This is a genomic window from Pseudomonas sp. FW300-N2F2 (assembly GCF_017351655.1).
GTDB lineage: Bacteria > Pseudomonadota > Gammaproteobacteria > Pseudomonadales > Pseudomonadaceae > Aquipseudomonas > Aquipseudomonas fluorescens_AA.
Window position 1 is genome coordinate 916,458 of the sequence record NZ_JACNDQ010000002.1, and the last position, 21,355, is coordinate 937,812.

Consider the following 21,355-nt stretch of genomic DNA (forward strand, 5'->3'; position numbering starts at 1 on the left):
GTTATTCCATTGGCCCGTTTTGCCTACAGTAGCGAGCCATCCAAGTGACGACACTCCGGGTCTTGCGGTTGAATTCTGCACCTTCATCCGGCGGTGCGAAACGTCAGGTTGATCCGCTGGGTACCCAGGCGCGGGTGTTGTCCTTCCTTGAGCGCCAGCACGCCGTGGTAACGCAACCGGTCCACGCCACCCCAGACCACGATGTCACCATGGAGCAACGGGATGCGCAGGCTCTTGTCGCTGCGCTCGAAGCCACCGAACTGGAACACCGCTGGCAAGCCCAGGGAGATCGAGACGATGGGCGCGGCGAGGGAGCGTTCGTTCTTGTCCTGATGCAGCGACATCCGCGCGCCGGGCACGTAGCGGTTGATCAGGCAGCTGTCGGGCTCGAAATGCTCGAACTGCGCTTGCTGGGCGGCGGCCTGGGCCAGTTCGCGAAACACCGCCGGCATGTCGGGCCAGGGGTGGCCGGTCTGCGGGTCATGGGCGGTGTAGCGATAGCCGCTGCGGTCGGTGGTCCAGCCCAGCGCGCCGCAACTGCTCAAGGCCACCGACATGGTAAAGCCACCGGGCGTGACCATCTGCCGGAACGGCGCAGCCTGCAGGACGCTTTCCAGCGCCGGTAGCAAACGGTCGAGCCAGGGCAAGGCGAACCCACGCAGTACGAAGGATTGTTGGCCAATCTGTTCGATCTGGCCGGACGTGGTGGGCGCCTGGTCGGCGAACAGGTCCAATGTGATCGGTGTGTCATTACTGCGCATCATGAAAAATGATTCCCAAGGTGTGCCGCCTGCCGCTGTGCACGCGGCTGACGCCATGGCGCATATTCACCCGATAATAACCGCGAACGCCTTGGATCGGACGTTGGTGCACGGCGAATACCACGGCGTCGCCCTGTTTCAGATCGATGACCTGGGGCCGCGACTGCATGCGCGGGCGTTGTTCAGTGAGGACAAACTCGCCGCCGGTAAAGTCCTGGCCCGGTTCCGACAACAGGATCGCGACCTGCAAGGGGAACACCTGCTCGCCATACAGATCCTGGTGCAGGCAGTTGTAGTCCTGCGGACCGTATTGCAGCAACAAGGGTGTTGGACGTTGCTGCCCGGCGGCATGGCAGCGTTGGATGAAATCGGCATGCTGATCGGGATAGCGCACCTCAAGGCCCATGCACGCGTTCCAGCGGTTCGCCAGCGGCACCAACCGCGGATACAACGACTGACGCAGTTGCTGGATCAGGTCAGGCAGCGGGTAACGAAAATACTGATACTCGCCACGCCCGAACCCATGACGGGCCATGACCACCCGCGAACGAAAAAGCCCGCTCTCTGCGTATAGACCGCTGAGCATTCGACATTGCGTGGCGGGCAGCAGGTTGCGGATGAGCGCGCTGCCGTCCTGCTCGAGACTGTGTTCCAGGGCCGGCCAATCCAGGTGATTTATTCGTTGGGTCAGTGAGGGCAGATGCGAGGGAGTGGGCATGATGACAATCCTTGGTGCAAAGGATTGGTCAGTCTGGAGGGTGTTTCGTTGGTCAGCACTCCGGTTCTTGCGATGCATCAATGTCCTGAGTCGCTCCCGTCAGCAGGCACGACAAATCCCCTGTGGCGAGGGAGCTTGCTCCCGCTCGACTGCGCAGCAATCGTAAAACCTGCCAGCGCGGTCTGCCTGCAAGAATGCACCAGACAATTGGGGCGGCTTCGCCGCCCAGCGGGAGCAAGCTCCCTCGCCACAAAAGCATTGTGCCCACCTTGATGCCACAAAAAATTATCAGGGTGAGTGTTTACAGCGCTTTGCTGACGCCGATGTCGCTGATTACATCGTCGGTTTCGCCATGCAGTTTTTGCAACGCGGCCCGGGCTTCTTCCTCGGTGCCGGTTTCCAGTTGCGCGAACTCGAAGCGGCGTTCGCCGTTGAGCTTGTACTTGATGACGTATTTGGTCGTCTGGGCCACGGTTTTGCCTTTCTTGAAAGGGCGATGCTCAGCTCAGTTTCGAGCTGGAACGCCGGATGATTTTGATCTTGTGGGTCAGGGTCGGCTTGCGCGTGACGCTGATTGCACGGCGGTTGACGGTGTCGATGGTGATGTTCCAGAAACCGGTGCTCGGCGCCGTGATCCTGGCCGGGAACGTGTCGAACGCGCCGCCGTGATAGGTGTGCCGGCCACCGTTCTTGAAGCTGCGGAAGTTGGCGTCGTTCATCAAACGAATGTTGCACATTTGGGAGCATTCGATGACGACAATGTCGTCTTCGTTCAGGTGCTCGCGCTGGTGAATGAATTTCATGGGCGCCTCCAGAAGGGCTTTTTCTACAAAATCAAAACGATAGCAAGGGGCAATGAGGCGCAGTTTATCAGCCTCGAGTGTTAATATCCGGCCCGCGCTCCAGGCTTTGTTCATTTATCGCAGGTGGCGGGGAAAAAAAGCGGTGCGGCACCGGAGCAAAACGGCGTCTGCACTGTCGGAGGATCTTTATTGGAGGAAACATATGAAGCGCAGCGTGTGGGTGTTGGCATTGGCCATGAGTGGATGTGCATCGGTATCGGACATCAACCAGACGCCTCCCACCATGAGCGTCATCTCCGGAAAGAAACCACACGAATATGCCAAGTGCGTTGCCGACAAGCTGGCCAGCAGCCGTGGCTCGCTGCAAATGGAGCCGCACAAGAACGGCGTGCGGCTGATCGTCCCGGGCAAACTGTCGAGCTTGCCGGCGGCGGTGTTCGACATTGACGAACGTTCCAGTGGCAGCAGCATCAAGCTGCACGAAAGCATGTCCAACGTACCGGTGCGTCCGGGCGATGTGCAGGATGCGGCCAACGCTTGTATTTCCGGCTGAACACCGTCAGCGCCTGACGAGCGGGCCGGCCATCGGATAGACTGGCGCCCTCGACAAAAAATGCCGCCACGGCAACGTTGGCGGCATTGTCATTCATGGAGTCAGTCGATGAAACGCGAGCAGGTGCGCGAGCGCCATGCAGAAGGCCTTATTTATGCCACCCACGTGATTCAGAACCCGGCGAGCCCGGACGAATGGGTCGTGTTCTTCAAGAAAAGCGCAGGGCGCAGTTTTTTCCTGGTGGATGAGCAGGACGAAGTCGAGTCCTTCAGCCAACTCGATGACCTGATCGAGACCATACGCGGGCTGGGCATCAAGACCGCCGAGATCCACATCTAGTGTCCTAATAGCAGGACACTCGCTTACTTACAGACCACCACGACACTGCGGCTGCTGAAGTTGCCGACGTCGACGCCCAGGGTCTTCTCGCTTTCCTTGGCCTGGGGCGTGCCGTCGGTGCCGACGATGCGGTAGCCGGTGCCGGCACAGGACGCATCGGCCTTTTCATAGCAAGTCGCCCAGGAATTGGCCTCGCCCGAGCAGTCGATGGCCAAGCCCTGTTCGCCATTATCGAGATAGGTTTTTTCGGCCGAGGCACAGCCCGCCAGGGCCAGGACTGTAAACAGCGCCAGAAGTGTCTTCATGGGATCGTCATCGAGGAGGAAAGGGCAACGGCGAGATTATAGCGAATGGCCATTGCGGTACAGCTAAACCCGCCTCGTTCGATGCCCGGGTGGCATCTACTAGAGGCCGGTCTGGTTATTTCTTGCGGCGGGGGCTGCGTGCGGGCGCGCTTTCGCGTTCATTCGTCGCTGGGGCAGCGCGTTCGTCCTGGAATACCGCAGCCACTTCCACTGCCATGGCCTTGCTAGGCAAGGGACCGGCGACCTGCTCACCGTGGTAGTTGATAATCCACCACTGGCCGTCCTTGCCCTGGCTGACCGAATAACCGTTTGCGTTTCTTGCCGACATCTAACTGCCTCAATTGGCGTGATCAAGGACGCCATGATACGTCAAATGCTCGCAAACAGTGCTCACTGGCGTACAGTGGACCGCTGCAGCCATCGAAACGAAAGGCGATTGAACTATCCGCCGTTTTTTATTTCTCTATGATGGCATCGGTTGGCCAGTGCGGGCATTGTAAGGTGCCCGTCGCCTGATTAGACTGCGCCGAAACTCGTACACACCGCCTTTTCAAGGACTTATATGATCAAGAAATGCTTGTTCCCAGCAGCCGGTTACGGTACTCGCTTCCTGCCAGCGACTAAAGCCATGCCCAAAGAAATGCTGCCGGTGGTGAACAAGCCACTGATCCAGTACGGCGTCGAAGAAGCTCTCGATGCGGGCCTGACTGAAATCTCCATCGTGACTGGCCGTGGTAAACGCGCGCTGGAAGACCATTTCGACATCAGCTACGAGCTGGAAAACCAGATCAAAGGCACCGACAAGGAAAAATACCTGGTCGGCATCCGCAAACTGCTAGATGAGTGCTCGTTCTCCTACACCCGCCAGACCGAAATGAAAGGCCTGGGCCACGCGATCCTGACTGGTCGCCCATTGATCGGCGACGAACCGTTCGCCGTGGTCCTGGCGGACGACCTGTGCGTCAACCTCGAAGGCGACGGCGTCCTGACCCAGATGGTCAAGCTGTACAAGCAGTTCCGCTGCTCCATCGTGGCGATCCAGGAAGTCGATCCGCAGGAAACCAACAAGTACGGCGTGATTGCCGGCGAAATGATCCGCGACGACATCTACCGTGTTCACAGCATGGTTGAAAAACCAAAGCCTGAAGACGCACCGTCGAACCTGGCGATCATCGGTCGCTACATCCTGACCCCGGACATCTTCGACCTGATCGAACAGACCGAGCCAGGCAAGGGCGGCGAAATCCAGATCACCGACGCCCTGATGAAGCAGGCCCAGAACGGCTGCGTCATGGCCTACAAGTTCAAGGGCAAGCGTTTCGACTGCGGTGGCGCCGAAGGCTACATCGACGCGACCAACTTCTGCTTCGAGAACTTCTACAAGACCGGCAAGGCTTACTGATAGCCGCCGCGCCTTGAAAAACGCCCCGACTGGTTCGGGGCGTTTTTTTGCGCGGGGAAAAGTGTCTCGCCAATCACACAAGCAAACCCCCTGTGGGAGCGAGCTTGCTCGCGATAGCGGTGTGCCAGTCAATACCAATGCTGCTGATCCGACGCCATCGCGAGCAAGCTCGCTCCCACAGGAATTGCGCTCAATCCAGTCCGGCTGGCTTTTTCGTTTTCCGCCCCCATAACCCACCGCAACGCTGCCTCAAGTGAAAACAGCAGGTATGCTGATGACCTGCCGAAGGAGATAGAAAATGGCCTACGATTTTGACTTGTATGTGATTGGCGCCGGTTCCGGTGGTGTGCGGGCTGCGCGGTTCGCCGCCGGTTTTGGGGCAAAGGTGGCCGTGGCGGAAAGTCGCTATCTGGGCGGGACCTGCGTCAACGTGGGCTGCGTGCCGAAAAAACTGCTGGTCTATGGCGCGCATTACGCCGAGGACTTCGAGCAAGCGTCGGCCTATGGCTGGACGGCGGGCGAGGCGAGTTTCGACTGGACCACGCTGATCGCCAACAAGGACCAGGAGATCAATCGCCTCAACGGCATCTACCGCAACCTGCTGGTCAACAGCGGGGTCGTGCTGCACGAAGGTCACGCCAGGCTGACCGGGCCCCATGAGGTCGAGATCAACGGCCAGCGTCATACCGCCAGGCATATCCTGATCGCCACCGGCGGCTGGCCGGTGATCCCGGACATTCCGGGGCGCGAGCACGCCATCAGCTCCAACGAGGCGTTCTTTCTCAAGGAACTGCCCAAGCGCGTCATCGTGGTTGGCGGTGGCTACATTGCGGTGGAGTTCGCCGGGATCTTCCACGGCATGGGCGCGCAGACGTCGTTGCTGTATCGCGGCGAACTGTTCCTGCGCGGTTTCGACGGTGCGGTGCGCAAGCACCTGGCGGAAGAACTGACCCGTCGTGGCCTGGACCTGCAATTCAACGCCGACATCAAATCCATCGAAAAACTGGACGATGGCAGCCTGAGGGTCGAGCTCAAGGATGGCAAAACGTTAATCACCGACTGTGTGTTCTACGCCACCGGCCGGCGGCCGATGCTCGACAATCTCGGCCTGGAGAACACCACCGTCGCGGTGGACGAGAAGGGTTTTGTCAAGGTCAACGAAAAATACGAGACCACCGAACCGTCGATCCTGGCCATTGGCGACGTGATCGGTCGCGTCCAGCTCACCCCTGTGGCCCTGGCCGAAGGCATGGCGGTGGCGCGGCGTCTGTTCAAGCCCGAGCAGTATCGACTGGTGGATTACCGGATGATCCCCACCGCCGTGTTCAGCCTGCCGAACATCGGCACGGTGGGCCTGACCGAGGAGCAGGCCAAGGAAGAGGGGCATGAGGTCGAGATCTTCGAAAGCCGTTTCCGGCCGATGAAGCTGAGCTTGACCGACTGCCAGGAGCGCACCCTGATGAAACTGGTGGTGGATGCCCAGACCGACAAGGTCCTGGGTTGCCACATGGTCGGCCCGGATGCCGGTGAAATCGTCCAAGGCTTGGCCATCGCCCTCAAGGCCGGTGCCACCAAGCGCGACTTCGACGAGACCATCGGCGTGCACCCGACCGCCGCCGAAGAGTTCGTGACGATGCGTACGCCCGTCGCCTGACGTGGCCCTTAGCCGTTGCGTAGAAACGTAGAAACGTAGGAGCTGACGAGTGAAACGAGGCTGCGATCTTTCCCCAGACACTTGAGTCCCAAGCGGAAGATCGCAGCCTCCACCAGCGCCCACAGATTTTTTCTATCTATATAGATTCCTGATAGCCAAAACCAATCATTCACATCAGGTTTGCCAATGAGCCAGCCGGGGGATGAGTGGTTAAGATTCCCTCCATCAACTTCTCAACCCTGATGGAGAAACATCGATGCCTATCATCAACAGCCAAGTTAAACCGTTCAACGCTACCGCCTTCAAAAACGGCGAATTCGTCCAGGTGTCGGACGCCGACCTGAAAGGCAAATGGTCTGTCGTGTTCTTCTACCCAGCCGACTTCACCTTCGTTTGCCCAACCGAGCTGGAAGACCTGGCCGACAACTACGCCGAATTCAAGAAACTGGGCGTCGAGATCTACAGCGTCTCCACCGACACTCACTTCGCCCACGCCGCCTGGCACAACACTTCGCCAGCCATCGGCAAGATCCAGTACACCATGATCGGTGACCCGACTCACGTCATCTCCCGCAACTTCGACGTGCTGATCGAAGAAGTCGGCCTGGCTGACCGCGGTACTTTCGTGATCAACCCTGAAGGCCAGATCAAGATCGTCGAGATCAACGACGGTGGTGTAGGCCGCGACGCTTCCGAGCTGCTGCGCAAGGTCAAGGCCGCTCAGTACGTTGCCGCTCACCCGGGCGAAGTCTGCCCAGCCAAGTGGAAAGAAGGCGAGGCTACCCTGGCTCCGTCCCTGGACCTGGTCGGCAAGATCTAAGTCTGTGAGTCATCCGAGGGCGATCCGCTCTTAATCAAGTAAGCCGCTTCGCCCCAAAAAACGCCCGGGCGAGATTCGCTCGGGCGTTGTTTTTTTCTGAATTCACAAAATGGAAATCGCCCGTATGTTGGACGCCAATCTTAAAGCTCAGTTGAAGTCATACCTGGAACGGGTCACCCAGCCGATCGAGATCGTCGCCTCCCTCGACGACGGTGCGAAATCCCAGGAAATGCTCGCGTTACTCCAAGAAGTTGCCAGTCTTTCCCACCAGATTACCTTGCTCGACAACGGTACCGATGGGCGCAAGCCGTCGTTTTCGTTGAACCGCCCGGGAGCCGATATCAGCCTGCGTTTTGCCGGCATTCCCATGGGCCACGAATTCACTTCGCTGGTGTTGGCCCTGTTGCAAGTCGGCGGCCACCCATCGAAGGCCAGTGTCGAGGTCATCGAACAGATTCGCGCCCTTGAAGGCGAGTTCAACTTCGAGACGTATTTCTCGCTGTCGTGCCAGAACTGCCCGGACGTGGTCCAGGCGCTGAACCTGATGGCGGTGCTGAACCCGAACATTCGCCACGTCGCCATCGACGGCGCGCTGTTCCAGGCCGAAGTCGATGAACGCCAGATCATGGCCGTGCCCAGCATTTACCTGAACGGCGTGAACTTCGGCCAGGGCCGCATGGGCCTGGAAGAGATTCTCGCCAAGATCGACACCAGCGGCATCGAACGCCAGGCTGAGAAAATCAGCGCCAAGGATGCTTTCGATGTGCTGGTGGTCGGCGGCGGCCCGGCTGGCGCTTCGGCGGCGATCTACGCGGCCCGTAAAGGCATCCGCACCGGTGTGGCGGCCGAACGTTTCGGCGGCCAGGTGCTCGACACCATGGCCATCGAAAACTTCATCTCGGTCCAGGAAACCGAAGGGCCGAAACTGGCTGTTGCCCTGGAAGAACACGTCAAGCAGTACGACGTGGACATCATGAACCTGCAGCGTGCCGACGCCTTGCTGCCGGGCAAGGATGGCAGCCTGCATGAAATCAAGTTCGCCAGTGGTGCGAGCCTCAAGGCCAGGACCGTGATCCTGGCGACCGGTGCCCGCTGGCGCGAAATGAACGTGCCGGGCGAGCAGCAATATCGCAACAAGGGCGTGGCGTACTGCCCGCACTGCGACGGCCCGCTGTTCAAAGGCAAGCGCGTGGCGGTGATCGGCGGTGGTAACTCCGGCGTCGAGGCGGCGATCGACCTGGCCGGTATCGTGGCCCACGTCACGTTGCTGGAGTTCGATGTGCAATTGCGTGCCGACGCGGTGTTGCAGCGCAAGCTGCACAGCCTGCCGAACGTGACAGTGGTGACCAACGCCCAGACCACCGAAGTGACGGGGGACGGCCAGAAGGTCAATGGCTTGCGCTACAAGGACCGTCCGAGCGGTGAAGTGCGGGACGTGGAGCTGGAAGGGATCTTTGTGCAGATCGGCCTGTTGCCTAACACCGATTGGCTCAAAGGCACCGTCGAGCTGTCGCCGAGGGGGGAGATTATCGTCGATGCCCGTGGTGAGACCTCGATCCCAGGCGTGTTCGCCGCCGGTGACGTGACCACTGTGCCGTACAAGCAGATCGTGATCGCCGTGGGTGAGGGCGCCAAGGCTTCGCTGAGCGCCTTCGACCACCTGATCCGCACTTCCGCGCCGGCATAAACAGCCCAAAGCGGCAAGACAAAACCCCATGGGCCATGGCTCATGGGGTTTTTTATCGACCATCATTCTGTGGGAGCGAGCTTGCTCGCGATGGCGGTGGATCAGCTTGCATCAATGCTGAATGTGCTGCCTCATCGCGAGCAAGCTCGCTCCCACAATGGGCATCAGTACAACTTACAGCGGCGCCGGCTGGATGATTTCGACCCAGTAGCCATCCGGGTCCTTGATGAAGGCCAGGCTTTTCATGCGGCCATCGGTCAGGCGCTTCTGGAAGTCACAGCCCAGTGCTTCGAAGCGCTCGCAGGCTGCGACGACGTCCGGTACCGAGATGCAGATGTGGCCGAAACCCCGTGGGTCGGTGTTGCCGTTATGGTAGGCGAACGCCGGGTCGCTTTCGGTGCCGTGGTTGTGGGTCAGTTCCAGGATGCCAGGGATCGATTTCATCCATTCGGTACGCGCCGCCGCGTCCGCCGGGATCTGGTTCTTGTCCACCAGCGCCAGGAAATACAGGCTGAATTCGGCTTCCGGGAAGTCGCGTTTTTCCACCAGCGAGAAACCCAGCACGCGGGTGTAGAAATCCAGGGACTTAGTGATGTCCTTGACCCGCAGCATGGTGTGGTTGAAGACGAATCTGGCCGTGGCGGCGTCAGGTTGTGCGGTGACGCCAGGGAAAGTATTGAGTTCGTGCAGGCTCATGGGCCCTCCGGAAAATAAGTGGGGCAAACGGCGTCGCAAGCGTGGTCGCGACGGTTCCTGGGCTTGCGTCAGACGGCTTCCTTGCAGGTGCGCCCATGATACGCAAGGGGCGCGGCATCGCCAAACCACACGTGGCTATTGCCTGGTGCTGCCCCGGGCTTCAGACTTTACGATTCGTCCTTGAGTGGCCTCGCAATGATTCGACCGTTCCTTTCGCTGTTTGTCCTGCTGTTTGCCAGTGTTGCGAGTGTCGGTGGTGCCCAGGCCGCCGAACCGCAGATCCTGTGGCCCCAGGGCTGGGTTGTCGAACCGCTGCCGGCAGACGCGTCGGCCTCGGCGCCACCCGGAACCCTGCGCCAACGGGCAACCAAAAGTGATCCGGCAGGCAATGCCGTGATGGTCATGGAACTGACCACCACCCCCGTCGAGCCCGATCATCAGGTCAACTTGCAAGGCGTATTGCTGGAAATGCGCAAGTCAATCCAGAAGGATTTTTTCCAAGGCGGTTACCAAAGTGTATGCACTAAGGTCCATGCCTCAATGTTGGGCGGCGTAACTGCATTGGAAACCACTTGCACGATCACGCAAAACGGACGACATGTATTGTCTCAGGCACTCGTCGCGGCACTAAATGAGGGCAAGGCTTATGTGCTGTCCTATGCAGGGCAGGCACAGGTGTTTGTTGAAAGCCAGGATGAAATACAGTCGGTGCGAAACAGTTTGAAACTATGACGCCTTCAGCGTAATACGCCAATGGGTTTAATCCTAAAGTCCAGCCCATAAAAAAGCCCTGAGTATTCAGGGCTTTTTTGCGTCTTGGGGGTTGTCAGCCAAGCACTGTCAACCACGCAGCCAAGAATCGACGGTCGCCGCACCGTACTGTTCTTTCCAGGCTTTCAGGCCGCGGTGATTACCGCCCTTGGTCTCGATCAACTCGCCGGTGTGCGGGTTCTGGTAAACCTTCACCACTCGCGCGCGGCGTGTCTTGGTGGGCTTGGTCGATTGCAGGCTCGCCTTGGACGGGTTCGGATCGAGGATCGCGACGATATCGCGCAGGCTCTTGCCGTAGGTTTTCATCAGTCCCTGGAGCTTTTCCTCGAATTCGATTTCCTTCTTGAGCCCGGCATCGTTCTTCAGCGATTCCAGCTGCTTGAGCTGTTCTTGAAGGGCCTTTTCGGCTGCACGAAATTCAGCGAGTCTGGACAAAATGATTACTCCAATCAAAATATTTGGCTGATACCAACCGCAAACAAAGCTATAAGCCAAGCGCCTTGAAGCGACTCGGTGTTAATGACTCTCTCCTGTTATGTGGCACAGGTAGAAAAATTGTAGTAGTTAATCCAGAAAGTGTAAATCGTAACTTTTTCGTTATGTAACAACAGTAAACGCTTTTATCAATTGGCAGGACATCGTCAATAGATCGACGGCAGTTAACTGCCATTAGTGCCGGTCAAGGTCTCGACGAATGCCTGCCCGCTCATCGGTCGGCCAAATAGATAGCCTTGTAGAAAGTTCACCCCATGGGCGCTCAGGTAGTCGCTTTGTTCGACGGTTTCGACGCCCTCGGCAACCATATCAAGGTCCAACTTGCCCGACAGTTCGATGATGCTATCGAGGAGGTGGCGCGACAGGGCGTCGGCACCGATCATCGCGACAAAACTCTGGTCGATCTTCAGGAAGTCCACATTGAACTGGCGCAAGTACGCCAGGCTGGAATGCCCGGTGCCGAAATCGTCGAGGGCGATCTTGACGCCCAAATCCCTCAGTTGGTCGAACAGTTGACGGGTCACGGGGGGCGGTTCGATCAGCTCGCGCTCGGTCAACTCCAGTACCAGGGTCATCGCACCCGGCGCGAAGGCATTGAGAAACTCGCGGCAATCGTCCACCAGCGCCAGATCCTGGCAGTGGCGGGCAGTGATGTTGATGCCGACATGAAACGGCGCTTCGAGGTGAGGCGCAAGCGGCGCTAGCAGGTGCATGGTTTGCTGCATCAGCGCGCGGGTCATTGGCACGATCACGCCACTGTGTTCGGCGAAGGGTATGAACAGATCCGGGCGGACCAGGCCTTCCTTGGGATGGTTCCAGCGCATCAGCACCTCGACGCCGGCCCAGCGTTTGCTGTCGCTGTGCACGACCGGTTGCAGGTAGGGCACGAACTCGCCGGCTTCCAGCGCCCGTTGCAATTCACGGCTGGGAGACGAGGCGCGCTGTTGCAGCCAGTGTCCGAGCGTCCCGGCCACAACGCCGAAGAAGATCAGCAGGCTGAACAGCGGCGGATATTCCCTGGCCATGTAGCGCCAGGTTTCACCCTCGTCGAATCCGGCTTCTACATTGAAGGCGTAGCGCGCTGAACCCAGTTCGGTCTGGGCCACCGGCGACCCGGGCAAGGGGGCTGGCTGGACCTTGCCGTCCGCCGCCAGCCAATTCGGCCCGACTTGCAATCGCAGCCGGGTCTGGCGGCCGATCAGGCGCAGGACGTTGGCCAGGTGATACCCGTCAAGGGTGGCCAAGGCGCCTTGCCGGCCCTCATTGAGCCGGTAGATCAGCAACGCGGCGTCCGGCGTCACCGGGTTGCCGTCCAGGAGCCACAGCGTGCCCTGGTGATAGTCGCTCGGGTTGACGCGTTCCTCGAACGCCCCGAACAGCGAGCTGCAATAGAGGTTGTTGTCCCAGATCAGGTTGGTCGAGCGGACAAAGGGCCGGCGCGTCACTTGCTCGCGCAAGGCCAGCTTTACCGCTTCGCAGGGCTGGCCGGCCAGGGGCAATAGTTCACGGGCCGCCAACGCGGTGTTGTCGAGCATCAGTTCGATCTGCCTGACCGACTCCTCGGCGGTCTGCCGGGTGTGTTGCGCCAGCGTCCGTTCGGCTTGCATGTACAAAATGACCAGCCCCGACAGGATCGGCACCAGGCCGCAAAGCAGGGTGACCAGATAGCGACGGGGCCGGGTGTGCGAACGGGTGGCGGTCAAGGGCATCGGCACAACCTGAGGAAAAGGGGGATGAGGGGAGCGTCGGATGCCGACCATGATAGATGGCCTGTCGGTGACTTGCCTGTCTGTAGGCAGGCCCGCAATTGTTGCAAGCTGACCCACCGCCATCGCGAGCAAGCTCGCTCCCACAGGGAGCCTGCAGCGTTCACGCCCATACCTGTGGGAGCGAGCTCGCTCGCGATGACGTCGTGACATTCAACCTCGATGCAAACTGACTCGCCGCCATCGCGAGCGAGCTAGGCCCCCAGAGAGGTTCATGACTGTCGAGCCAGTTCGATGAACGCCAGGGTGGCGGGCGAGGCCTGGCGGCTGTCCAATACCGCCAGGCCGATCTGGCGCGGCACCCGCGGCGACAGGGGCCGGGCGACGTAACCGGGATTTCCATCGTCCGGCAACGACCCTTCGGACACCACGCTCACCGCCTCGCCACGCCTGACGACATCCAGGGTGCTGAGCAACTGCGAACAACGAAAGCGCACGTTCGGTGTCAGCCGGGCGGCATTGAACAGGCGCGTGACCAGCTCCGACGATCCGGCCTCGGTGTGCACGAAGGGGTCGTTGCACAGGTCCTTGAGGCTCAGGCTGGCCTGGGCGGCGAGGGGATGTGAGGCGGGCAGCAGGGCGACCATCTGATCTTCCAGCAACGCGAACGTATCGAAACGCTCCTCGGGCAGCACCACGAAACCGACGTCGATCCGCCGTTCGTCCAGCCATTGGATGACCTGCCTGTCGGGCCCTTCGTCGATGTGCACTTCGATCCCGGGATGCAAGGCTCGATAGCGCCGCAGGATCCCGGGCAACAGTTTCATCGATGACGTCGGCCCGAACGAGCCGATGCGCAAGGTGCCTCGGCGCATGCCCCGGGCATCGGCGGCTTCCTGACGCAAGGTGTTGGCCAGCCCGAGCATGGCCCGGGCCCGCAGCAGCAACTGCTGGCCAATGTCGCTGAGCTCCACCACCGACTGATGGCGCCTGAGCAACTCCACGCCCAACTCTTGTTCCAGGGATTTGATGGCGTGGGACACCGCGGACTGGCCAATGCCCAAGCGCGTGGCCGCGGCGGTGAAACCCCGCAGCTCGGCGACCAGGGAGAAGATTTCGAGTTGAGTGAGGGTCATGAGTGATCGCTCATTTTACGATGACAAAGCATGAGGCAAACAATGCGACATCTCAACCGTGCACGGAACCGCGGTCCAGGCATTTTCTGTGGCGAGGGAGCTTGCTCCCGTTGGGCTGCGAAGCAGCCCTTCTGGCTCAATCAGCAAGAGGCACGCTGCGCGGTCCAGCGGGAGCAAGCTCCCTCGCCACGGATGTCCGATTGATCTCAATGTGGTGAAACCATGAAAACCCTCGAACAAACCGTCCCGATCCCGTCGGACCTGCCCGTCTACCTGAAGCTCGCCATGGTCACCATGATCTGGGGCGGGACCTTCGTGGCCGGCCGGATTCTTGCCGATGCCCTGGCGCCGATGTTTGCCGCGAGCCTGCGGTTCCTGCTGGCGAGTCTCGCGCTGCTGGCGTTTCTCGCCCTGGCCGGGATCCCGCTGGCCAGGCCCACTGTGAAGCAGGGGCTGCAATTGGCGGCGCTGGGGTTCTTCGGCATCTTTTTCTACAACCTGTGCTTCTTCTATGGCTTGCAGTACATCAATGCGTCGCGGGCTTCGCTGATCGTGGCCTTGAACCCGGCGGTGATCGGGCTGGCGTCCTGGTGGCTGTTCAAGGAGCGGCTGAGCCGCCTGAAAGTGACGGGCATCGTGCTGTGCATCGGCGGGGCGGGGTTGGTGATTGTCAGTCGTGATCCGTCCTTGCTACAAGGCGCGGCGCAAGGCTGGATCGGCGACCTGTTGATTTTTGGCTGCGTGCTGGGCTGGGGCATCTATTCGCTGTTTTCGAAAAAACTCAATGACAGCCTCGGCCCCTTGCAGACCGTGACCTGGTCGATTCTGCTGGGCACGCTGATGTTGTGGCTGACCTGCGCGGCGGCGGGCGAGGTTCGGCTCGATGCCCTGCGCGCGCTGGACATGGAGCAATGGCTGAGCCTGTTGTACCTCGGCGTGCTGGGCTCGGCCCTGGCCTATATCGCCTGGTATGACGGCATTCGCCGGATCGGCGCGACCCGCTCTGGCGTATTCATCGCGCTCAACCCTCTGACGGCGGTGCTGCTGGGGGCGCTGCTGCTGGACGAACGGCTCACGGCCTTGATGTGCGTCGGCGGGGGCGTGATCCTGGTGGGTATTTTCCTGTGCAACAAACCCCTTGCGCGGTCGAAGGAAAAGGCGATTTGATACAGAAGGCGGACAAATCCGGTTACGCTGTGTAGAATCGATTTACGCATATAAGAATAACGTCTTCTGGCAGCAGAAGCCTCGCCCGCAAGAGCCTTGGGTCGACAATGAAGATACTTGGGTTTCAACTGATCTACGGCGATTTCCTCGCCCGCAGCGTTCGTGGCATTTCCTGCGCGCCGCCCCGTGTCTCCAGCATTGCCTGCAACTAACGTTTTTTGTTAATTGACCAGAATGATGAGGCGCCGACATGGCAGATCTATACGAAAACCCCATGGGCCTGATGGGCTTCGAATTCATTGAATTCGCATCCCCGACCCCCAACACCCTGGAGCCGATCTTCGAGATCATGGGCTTCACCAAGGTGGCCACTCACCGCTCCAAGGATGTGCACCTGTATCGCCAGGGCGCGATCAACCTGATTCTCAACAACGAACCCCACAGCGTGGCCTCGTACTTTGCCGCCGAGCACGGCCCGTCGGTGTGCGGCATGGCGTTCCGGGTCAAGGATTCGCAACTGGCCTACAAGCGCGCCCTGGAACTCGGCGCCCAGCCGATCCACATCGAGACCGGCCCGATGGAGCTGAACCTGCCGGCCATCAAGGGCATCGGCGGCGCGCCGCTGTACCTGATCGACCGTTTTGGCGAGGGCAGCTCGATCTATGACATCGATTTCGTGTTCCTCGAAGGTGTGGACCGCAACCCGGTGGGTGCGGGCCTGAAAATCATCGATCACCTGACCCACAACGTCTACCGCGGGCGCATGGCCTACTGGGCCGGCTTCTACGAGAAGTTGTTCAACTTCCGCGAGATCCGTTACTTCGACATCAAGGGCGAATACACCGGCCTGACCTCCAAGGCCATGACCGCCCCGGATGGCATGATCCGCATCCCGTTGAACGAAGAGTCGTCCAAGGGCGCCGGGCAAATCGAAGAGTTCCTGATGCAGTTCAACGGCGAAGGCATCCAGCACGTGGCTTTCCTCACCGATGACCTGATCAAAACCTGGGACCACTTGAAAAGCATCGGCATGCGCTTCATGACCGCGCCGCCGGACACCTACTACGAAATGCTCGAAGGCCGTCTGCCGAACCACGGCGAGCCGGTGGATGAACTGCAATCGCGGGGCATTTTGCTCGATGGTGCTTCCGAACAGGGTGATAAGCGCCTGCTGCTGCAGATCTTCTCGGAAACCCTGATGGGGCCGGTGTTCTTCGAATTCATCCAGCGCAAGGGCGACGACGGCTTTGGCGAAGGCAACTTCAAGGCGCTGTTCGAGTCCATCGAGCGTGACCAGGTGCGTCGTGGTGTGCTGGCGACCGAGTAACATCTGACCCATGAAAAAGCCCGCCCGGCAGTGATGTCGGGCGGGCTTTTTATTGCCGATACAAAGCCAAACTGTGGGAGCGAGCAAGCTCGCTCCCACAGGGCTCGCGTTGACTTCAGCCCCTGCGCCGCTGCCGCACCAGGTGCTTGAAGCCTTCGAACACCAACACCGCCACGGCCATCCAGATGGGGATGTAGGTCAGCCACTCACCGGCCTTGATGCTTTCGCCCAACAGCAGCGCAACGCCCAGCAGCAAGACCGGCTCGACGTAACTCAACAAGCCGAACAGGCTGAACGGCAGCAGCCGGCTGGCGACGATATAAGACACCAGCGCGCTGACGCTGATCACCCCGAGCAACGGGATCAGCAGCGACAGCCGCGGGTATTGATCGAACACGTTGAAACCCTGTTCACCGCTTTGCACGAACCACAGCGCCACGGGCAGCATCAGGGTCATGTCCAGCCAGAGCCCGCCGAGGTTGTCGGTCTTGATGCGTTTGCGCAGGATGAAATAGATCGGGTAGCCGATCACCACCAGCAAGGTTGCCCAGGAAAAACCGCCCACCCGGTAGAACTCGTTGAACACGCCAAGGGTGGCGAAGAACACGGCGACTTTCTGCAGGTAGGACAGGCGCTCGCCATAGACGATGCGCCCGGTCAGGACCATCGACAGCGGCAACAGGAAGTACCCCAGCGACACGTCCAGGCTGTAGCCATTGAGCGGCGCCCACATGAACAGCCACAGCTGCGCGCCCATCAGGGCCGAAGAGACGATCGCCGCGATCAATAGCCGTGGCGTGGCAACCAGGCGTTGGATCAGCGCCGTGACCAGGTGCCAGTCCCGCGTCACCAGCAGGAAGGCGGTCATGCATGGCATCGTCAGCAGCATGCGCCAACCGAAGATCTCCACGCCGCTCAGGGGTGAGAGCAATGAGGTGTAGTAGTACATGACGGCGAACAGCGCAGAGGCCGAGACCGATAGAGCGATGCCTTTGGACACTGAGGCCTCTTATTTTGATGGGCAGGAACACCGTTGTGGTGAGGAGGGTAGTTGTGGAGAGGGAGCTTGCTCCCGCTCGGCTGCGAAGCGGCCGCAACTGAAGGGTCCGCTGCGCGGCCCAGCGGGAGCAAGCTCCCTCGCCACGTTCTTGTTCTATGAATGATTATGACGTACGCGGCACTCGCCCCGGCACGAAATGACTCACATCATTGAACCCCGGCGTCGACGCATGCCCCGGCGTCACCAGCGAATCGATGAAGGCTTCATCTTCCGCGCTGATCTTCACTGCCTGTGCCTTGGTGTACGAATCCCACTGCTCCTCGGTGCGCGGCCCGACGATGGCCGAAGTCACGGCGCTGTTGTTCAGCACCCAGGCGATGGCGAACTCGACGATACCCACGCCCCGGCCCTGGGTGTATTGCAGGATCTGCTGGGCAATGCGCAGGGACTCGACCCGCCATTCGGTTTCCAGGATGCGTTTGTCCTGGCGGCCGGCACGGCTGTTGGCGTCCGGTGCCACATCCGGCGCGTACTTGCCGCTGAGTACGCCGCGGGCCAGCGGGCTGAACGGCACCACGCCGAGGCCGTAGTTCTGCGCGGCGGTGATCTGCTCGGTTTCCGCCTGGCGGTTGACGATGTTGTACAGCGGTTGGCTGATCACTGGGCGGTCGATGCCCAGGCTGTCGGCGATCCGGATCACTTCGGCGATGCGCCAGCCACGGTAGTTCGACAGGCCCCAATAGCGGATCTTGCCCTGGCGAATCAAGTCGCCGATGGCCGACACGGTGACGTGCAGCGGGGTGTTGTGGTCTTCGCGGTGCAGGTAATAGATGTCCAGGTAATCGGTGCCCAGGCGCGTCAGGCTGGCCTCGATGCCATTGAACAGGTGCTTGCGGCTCAGGCCGCTGCGGTTGGGCACGCCGTCCGGCGGGCCGAAGCCGACCTTGGTGGCCAGCACCCATTCATGGCGGTGACGGGCGATCGCCTCGCCGACGATTTCCTCGGAGCGACCGTTGGTGTAGACGTCCGCGGTGTCGATGAAATTGATGCCCTGGTCCCAGGCCTTGTCGATGATCCGCAGCGAATCCTCGGTGCTGGTCTGTTCGCCGAACATCATCGTGCCCAGGGTCAACGTCGAGACTTGCAACCCGGAATGGCCTAGCGTGCGGTAGCTCATGACAAGATCCTTTCATCCATGGGAAAGGCTCAATCAAACCCCAGAACCACCGCACGGATCAAACAGAATTCTCAAACACCGCTGAATCCCTGTGGGAGCGAGCTTGCTCGCGATGGCGGTCGAACAGTCAACATCAATGCCGACTGATCCGGCGTTATCGCGAGCAAGCTCGCTCCCACAGGGAAAAAAGGGCGTCAGGTGCGCAAGGTGCGGGTCATGCGCAGCGCCAGCAGGCTGCCACACACGATCACCCCGGCGAGCAGGTACAGCGCCGCGTCGGTCGAGCCGGTGGCGTCCTTGACCCAACCCACCAGGTACGGGCTGAGGAAACCGGCCATCTGGCCCATGGAGTTGATCAAGGCCAAGCCACCGGCGGCGGCTCCGGCGCTGAGCAGGGCGGTGGGCACCGGCCAGAACATCGGCAGGCCGGTGAGGGCGCCCATGGTGGCGATGGACAGGCCGATGATGGCGATGGCCGGGGTGGTGGCGAAGTTGACGGCGATCAGCAGCCCGACGGCGCCCATCAGCATCGGCACCACCAAGTGCCAGCGACGCTCCTTGTGCAAGTCCGCCGAGCGGCCCACCAGCAACATGAACACCGCTGCCAGCAGGTAAGGGATCGCACTCAGCCAGCCAATCACCAGGTTATCGCTGAAACCCAGGTTCTTGATGATCGACGGCAGCCAGAAGTTGATCGCATAAACGCCGCTCTGGATGCAGAAGTACACCAGGCCGAAGGCCCAGATCGCCGGGTTCTTGAACACCGCGAGCAACGAGTCGGTGGTGCTTTTTGGCTTGTTGGCCAGGTCTTCGGCATGGTCGGCGGTGAGCACGGCGCGTTCCTCGGCGGTCAGCCATTTGGCGTTGGCGAAGGTGTCGCTGAGCAGGAAGAACGCCAGAGCGCCGAGGATCACCGTCGGGATGCCTTGCAGCAGGAACATCCACTGCCAACCCGCCAGGCCGCCCTGGCCCGCGGCGAAGTGGTTGAGTATCCACCCGGAAAACGGGCTGCCCAACAGGCCGGACACCGGAATGGCCGACATGAACAAGGCCATGATCCGACCGCGGCGGAACGTCGGGAACCATTGCGAGAGGTACAGCACCACGCCAGGAAAGAATCCGGCTTCGGCCGCACCCGTGAACAGCCGCAGGGTATAGAACTCGGTGGGGGTGGTGACGAACAGCAGGCAGGTCGACAGCGTGCCCCAGGTGATCATCATCAAGGCGATCCAGCGCCGGGGGCCGAACCGGGTCAGGGCCAGGTTGCTCGGTACGCCACACAGTACGTAGCCGATGAAGAAGATCCCGGCACCGAGGCCGTACACGGTTTCGCTGAATTTCAAGGCGTCGAGCATCTGCAACTTGGCGAAGCCAACGTTGACCCGGTCCAGGTAGTTGAACAGGTAGCAGATGAAAATGAACGGGATCAAGCGCAGGGTGATGCGCTTGTAGACGGTATTTTTTTCGTCGGGGGTAGCCAGGAGGGCTGCTGCGCTCTGGGACATGGCGAGGTCTCTCTTTATTATGATTTTTGCGAGCCAGGGGGTAACGTTGACCGCCCCTTGAGTCTCGGCCAGCTCAAGGTCCCGTGTCTTTGTGCTTGAGCACAGGGTTTGAATGCAGGCCCTGTGCGCCTGACCAAACCCATGCCTGAAACAACAATTCATGCCCTCTGCAAGGAACACTGCCCATGTTCGAACTCGATCACGACCTGGCACAGGACATCGTCGACCGGGCGATGGCGATCCTGCCGTACAACGTCAATGTCATGGACAACCAGGGCCTGATCCTCGGCAGTGGCGAGCGCGATCGGGTCAATACGCGCCATGAGGGCGCGCAACTGGTCCTGGCCAACGGGCGGGTGGTGGAAATCGACGAGCACACCGCGATGCACCTCAAGGGCGTGCAGCCGGGGATCAACTTGCCGTTGATGCTCGATCAACGGCTGATCGGCGTCCTGGGCATCACCGGCGAGCCTGCGCAACTGCGTACCTATGCCGAACTGGTGCGCATGACCGCCGAGATGCTGGTGGGCCAGCGCAACCAACAGGCCGAGCAGCAATGGCGCCGCCAGCGTTGCGATGACTTGTTGGCGTTGCTGCTGGGGGACGCCGGGGATTCGCCACGCTTACTGGACGAAGCGCGGCAGATGGGCCTCAAGCCGCAACTCTCACGGGTGCCGTATCTGTTCGAACTGGGCCTGGAGCACGGGCCCGGCCAGACTGTCGAGACGCTGAGCGCGTGGTTGATGTCCCGCTACCCGGACAGTTGGTGCCTGACATCGTCCAAGTCTTCCCTGCTCTGGTGCCGGCCGGTGACCGCCTCGGTAGAGAACGAGCGCCTGCTGGCCAGGCTCGACGGGTTGGGCTGGAGCATTCTGCGCGTGGCGGTGGGCGGCCAGGCCGAAGGGCTCGCGGGCCTGCGTCGTTGCTACCGACGGGTCGGGGACCTGTTGGCCTACGGGCGCGATGTGTTGCCGCAGTCGCGAATGCTGACCCTCAACCGTTATCGCTTGCCGGTGATGCTCTGGCGTCATCGCAGCGACGACGCCCTGGATGAATTGCTGACCCCGCTGCGCAAGGTCATCGCCAAGGACAGCAACGGCCAGTTGCTCGCCACCCTACGCAGTTGGTGCGAGCACGACGGCCAGAGCCAAGCCTGCGCCGAAGCCCTGGGCATCCACCGCAACAGCCTGCGCTACCGCATGGAACGCATCGCCGAACTCAGCGGCGTGGATCCGTTGCGGCTGGATGGGATGCTGGCGTTGTACCTGGGGGTGCAACTGTTGCCCCAGGCCGCCGAGATCACCCCATAACCTGTGGGAGCGAGCTTGCTCGC

Annotated in this window: 23 protein-coding genes; 10 read left to right on the forward strand and 13 right to left on the reverse strand. The window is 60.6% G+C overall.

Annotation, left to right across the window (positions count from 1 at the left end; genetic code table 11):
- Window positions 1-83: 83 nt before the first annotated feature.
- From alkB to J4E63_RS18835, 4 genes are all read right to left on the reverse strand, one after another.
- Complete coding sequence (alkB, locus tag J4E63_RS18820; protein ID WP_207282946.1) at window positions 84-764, reverse strand: DNA oxidative demethylase AlkB; 681 nt, start codon at window positions 762-764, stop codon at window positions 84-86.
- Window positions 751-1,479 carry a 2OG-Fe(II) oxygenase gene (locus tag J4E63_RS18825; protein ID WP_207282947.1) on the reverse strand — a complete coding sequence of 243 codons (729 nt, stop codon included), beginning with the start codon at window positions 1,477-1,479 and terminating at the stop codon, window positions 751-753. Before J4E63_RS18825 ends, alkB begins: the two co-directional genes overlap by 14 nt.
- Before the next feature lie 301 nt (window positions 1,480-1,780).
- On the reverse strand, window positions 1,781-1,951 hold the full coding sequence (locus J4E63_RS18830) for a hypothetical protein (protein WP_170866872.1): 171 nt from the start codon (window positions 1,949-1,951) through the stop codon (window positions 1,781-1,783).
- Window positions 1,952-1,979: 28 nt separating this feature from the next.
- On the reverse strand, window positions 1,980-2,282 hold the full coding sequence (locus J4E63_RS18835; protein WP_003182962.1) for a DUF1883 domain-containing protein: 303 nt from the start codon (window positions 2,280-2,282) through the stop codon (window positions 1,980-1,982).
- Window positions 2,283-2,484: 202 nt separating this feature from the next.
- Between J4E63_RS18835 and J4E63_RS18840 the strand changes: the two genes are divergently transcribed.
- Both J4E63_RS18840 and J4E63_RS18845 read left to right on the forward strand, forming a co-directional pair.
- Window positions 2,485-2,835 carry a hypothetical protein gene (locus J4E63_RS18840; protein ID WP_092196636.1) on the forward strand — a complete coding sequence of 117 codons (351 nt, stop codon included), beginning with the start codon at window positions 2,485-2,487 and terminating at the stop codon, window positions 2,833-2,835.
- Between the two features lie 108 nt (window positions 2,836-2,943).
- Complete coding sequence (locus tag J4E63_RS18845) at window positions 2,944-3,174, forward strand: hypothetical protein (RefSeq protein WP_207282948.1); 231 nt, start codon at window positions 2,944-2,946, stop codon at window positions 3,172-3,174.
- A gap of 23 nt (window positions 3,175-3,197) precedes the next feature.
- Here the strand turns inward: J4E63_RS18845 and J4E63_RS18850 are convergent, their stop codons facing one another.
- Entirely contained in the window at window positions 3,198-3,479 is a 282-nt protein-coding gene (locus tag J4E63_RS18850) for a hypothetical protein (protein ID WP_053122949.1), read from the reverse strand.
- Between the two features lie 115 nt (window positions 3,480-3,594).
- The gene (locus tag J4E63_RS18855) at window positions 3,595-3,807 is read right to left on the reverse strand and encodes a hypothetical protein (protein WP_072411522.1); all 213 of its coding nucleotides are present in this window, start codon (window positions 3,805-3,807) and stop codon (window positions 3,595-3,597) included.
- Window positions 3,808-4,041: 234 nt separating this feature from the next.
- On the opposite strand from J4E63_RS18855, the gene galU reads away from it, so the two are divergent.
- The 4 genes from galU to ahpF all read left to right on the forward strand — a co-directional run bounded on the left by galU (window position 4,042) and on the right by ahpF (window position 9,042).
- The gene (galU, locus tag J4E63_RS18860; protein ID WP_003182953.1) at window positions 4,042-4,881 is read left to right on the forward strand and encodes a UTP--glucose-1-phosphate uridylyltransferase GalU; all 840 of its coding nucleotides are present in this window, start codon (window positions 4,042-4,044) and stop codon (window positions 4,879-4,881) included.
- Window positions 4,882-5,179: 298 nt separating this feature from the next.
- The gene (gene gorA / locus J4E63_RS18865) at window positions 5,180-6,535 is read left to right on the forward strand and encodes a glutathione-disulfide reductase (RefSeq protein WP_207282949.1); all 1,356 of its coding nucleotides are present in this window, start codon (window positions 5,180-5,182) and stop codon (window positions 6,533-6,535) included.
- A 256-nt stretch (window positions 6,536-6,791) separates the two neighbouring features.
- On the forward strand, window positions 6,792-7,355 hold the full coding sequence (gene ahpC, locus J4E63_RS18870; RefSeq protein ID WP_047227636.1) for an alkyl hydroperoxide reductase subunit C: 564 nt from the start codon (window positions 6,792-6,794) through the stop codon (window positions 7,353-7,355).
- Between the two features lie 124 nt (window positions 7,356-7,479).
- Window positions 7,480-9,042, forward strand: a complete 1,563-nt coding sequence (ahpF, locus tag J4E63_RS18875; RefSeq protein ID WP_207282950.1) for an alkyl hydroperoxide reductase subunit F — start codon at window positions 7,480-7,482, stop codon at window positions 9,040-9,042.
- Window positions 9,043-9,216: 174 nt separating this feature from the next.
- Here ahpF and gloA read toward each other — a convergent pair whose 3' ends face one another.
- Window positions 9,217-9,738, reverse strand: coding sequence for a lactoylglutathione lyase (gene gloA, locus J4E63_RS18880; RefSeq protein WP_192261040.1), 522 nt, complete (start codon window positions 9,736-9,738; stop codon window positions 9,217-9,219).
- A gap of 195 nt (window positions 9,739-9,933) precedes the next feature.
- Here gloA and J4E63_RS18885 point away from each other — a divergent pair, with 195 nt between their 5' ends.
- The gene (locus J4E63_RS18885) at window positions 9,934-10,470 is read left to right on the forward strand and encodes a DUF4946 domain-containing protein (protein ID WP_060741673.1); all 537 of its coding nucleotides are present in this window, start codon (window positions 9,934-9,936) and stop codon (window positions 10,468-10,470) included.
- Window positions 10,471-10,578: 108 nt separating this feature from the next.
- On the opposite strand, the gene J4E63_RS18890 is transcribed toward J4E63_RS18885, so the two are convergent.
- The 3 genes from J4E63_RS18890 to J4E63_RS18900 form a co-directional block, all read right to left on the reverse strand.
- A complete protein-coding gene (locus J4E63_RS18890; RefSeq protein ID WP_058544518.1) occupies window positions 10,579-10,944 on the reverse strand; it encodes a histone-like nucleoid-structuring protein, MvaT/MvaU family in 366 nt (121 codons plus the stop codon).
- A gap of 224 nt (window positions 10,945-11,168) precedes the next feature.
- Entirely contained in the window at window positions 11,169-12,713 is a 1,545-nt protein-coding gene (locus J4E63_RS18895) for an EAL domain-containing protein (protein ID WP_207282951.1), read from the reverse strand.
- Between the two features lie 269 nt (window positions 12,714-12,982).
- Window positions 12,983-13,846, reverse strand: a complete 864-nt coding sequence (locus J4E63_RS18900; protein WP_192261043.1) for a LysR family transcriptional regulator — start codon at window positions 13,844-13,846, stop codon at window positions 12,983-12,985.
- Between the two features lie 222 nt (window positions 13,847-14,068).
- On the opposite strand from J4E63_RS18900, the gene J4E63_RS18905 reads away from it, so the two are divergent.
- The gene (locus J4E63_RS18905; protein WP_207282952.1) at window positions 14,069-15,013 is read left to right on the forward strand and encodes a DMT family transporter; all 945 of its coding nucleotides are present in this window, start codon (window positions 14,069-14,071) and stop codon (window positions 15,011-15,013) included.
- 250 nt (window positions 15,014-15,263) lie between these two features.
- Complete coding sequence (gene hppD / locus J4E63_RS18910) at window positions 15,264-16,340, forward strand: 4-hydroxyphenylpyruvate dioxygenase (RefSeq protein WP_072411540.1); 1,077 nt, start codon at window positions 15,264-15,266, stop codon at window positions 16,338-16,340.
- A gap of 115 nt (window positions 16,341-16,455) precedes the next feature.
- On the opposite strand, the gene rarD is transcribed toward hppD, so the two are convergent.
- The 3 genes from rarD to J4E63_RS18925 all read right to left on the reverse strand — a co-directional run bounded on the left by rarD (window position 16,456) and on the right by J4E63_RS18925 (window position 20,022).
- Complete coding sequence (rarD, locus tag J4E63_RS18915) at window positions 16,456-17,340, reverse strand: EamA family transporter RarD (protein ID WP_207282953.1); 885 nt, start codon at window positions 17,338-17,340, stop codon at window positions 16,456-16,458.
- A gap of 163 nt (window positions 17,341-17,503) precedes the next feature.
- Window positions 17,504-18,517 carry an aldo/keto reductase gene (locus J4E63_RS18920; RefSeq protein WP_103310355.1) on the reverse strand — a complete coding sequence of 338 codons (1,014 nt, stop codon included), beginning with the start codon at window positions 18,515-18,517 and terminating at the stop codon, window positions 17,504-17,506.
- A gap of 194 nt (window positions 18,518-18,711) precedes the next feature.
- Window positions 18,712-20,022 carry an MFS transporter gene (locus J4E63_RS18925; RefSeq protein ID WP_207282954.1) on the reverse strand — a complete coding sequence of 437 codons (1,311 nt, stop codon included), beginning with the start codon at window positions 20,020-20,022 and terminating at the stop codon, window positions 18,712-18,714.
- A gap of 185 nt (window positions 20,023-20,207) precedes the next feature.
- Between J4E63_RS18925 and J4E63_RS18930 the strand changes: the two genes are divergently transcribed.
- Window positions 20,208-21,332 (forward strand): sugar diacid recognition domain-containing protein, encoded by a 1,125-nt coding sequence (locus J4E63_RS18930; protein ID WP_207282955.1) that lies wholly within the window; start codon window positions 20,208-20,210, stop codon window positions 21,330-21,332.
- Window positions 21,333-21,355 lie beyond the last annotated feature (23 nt).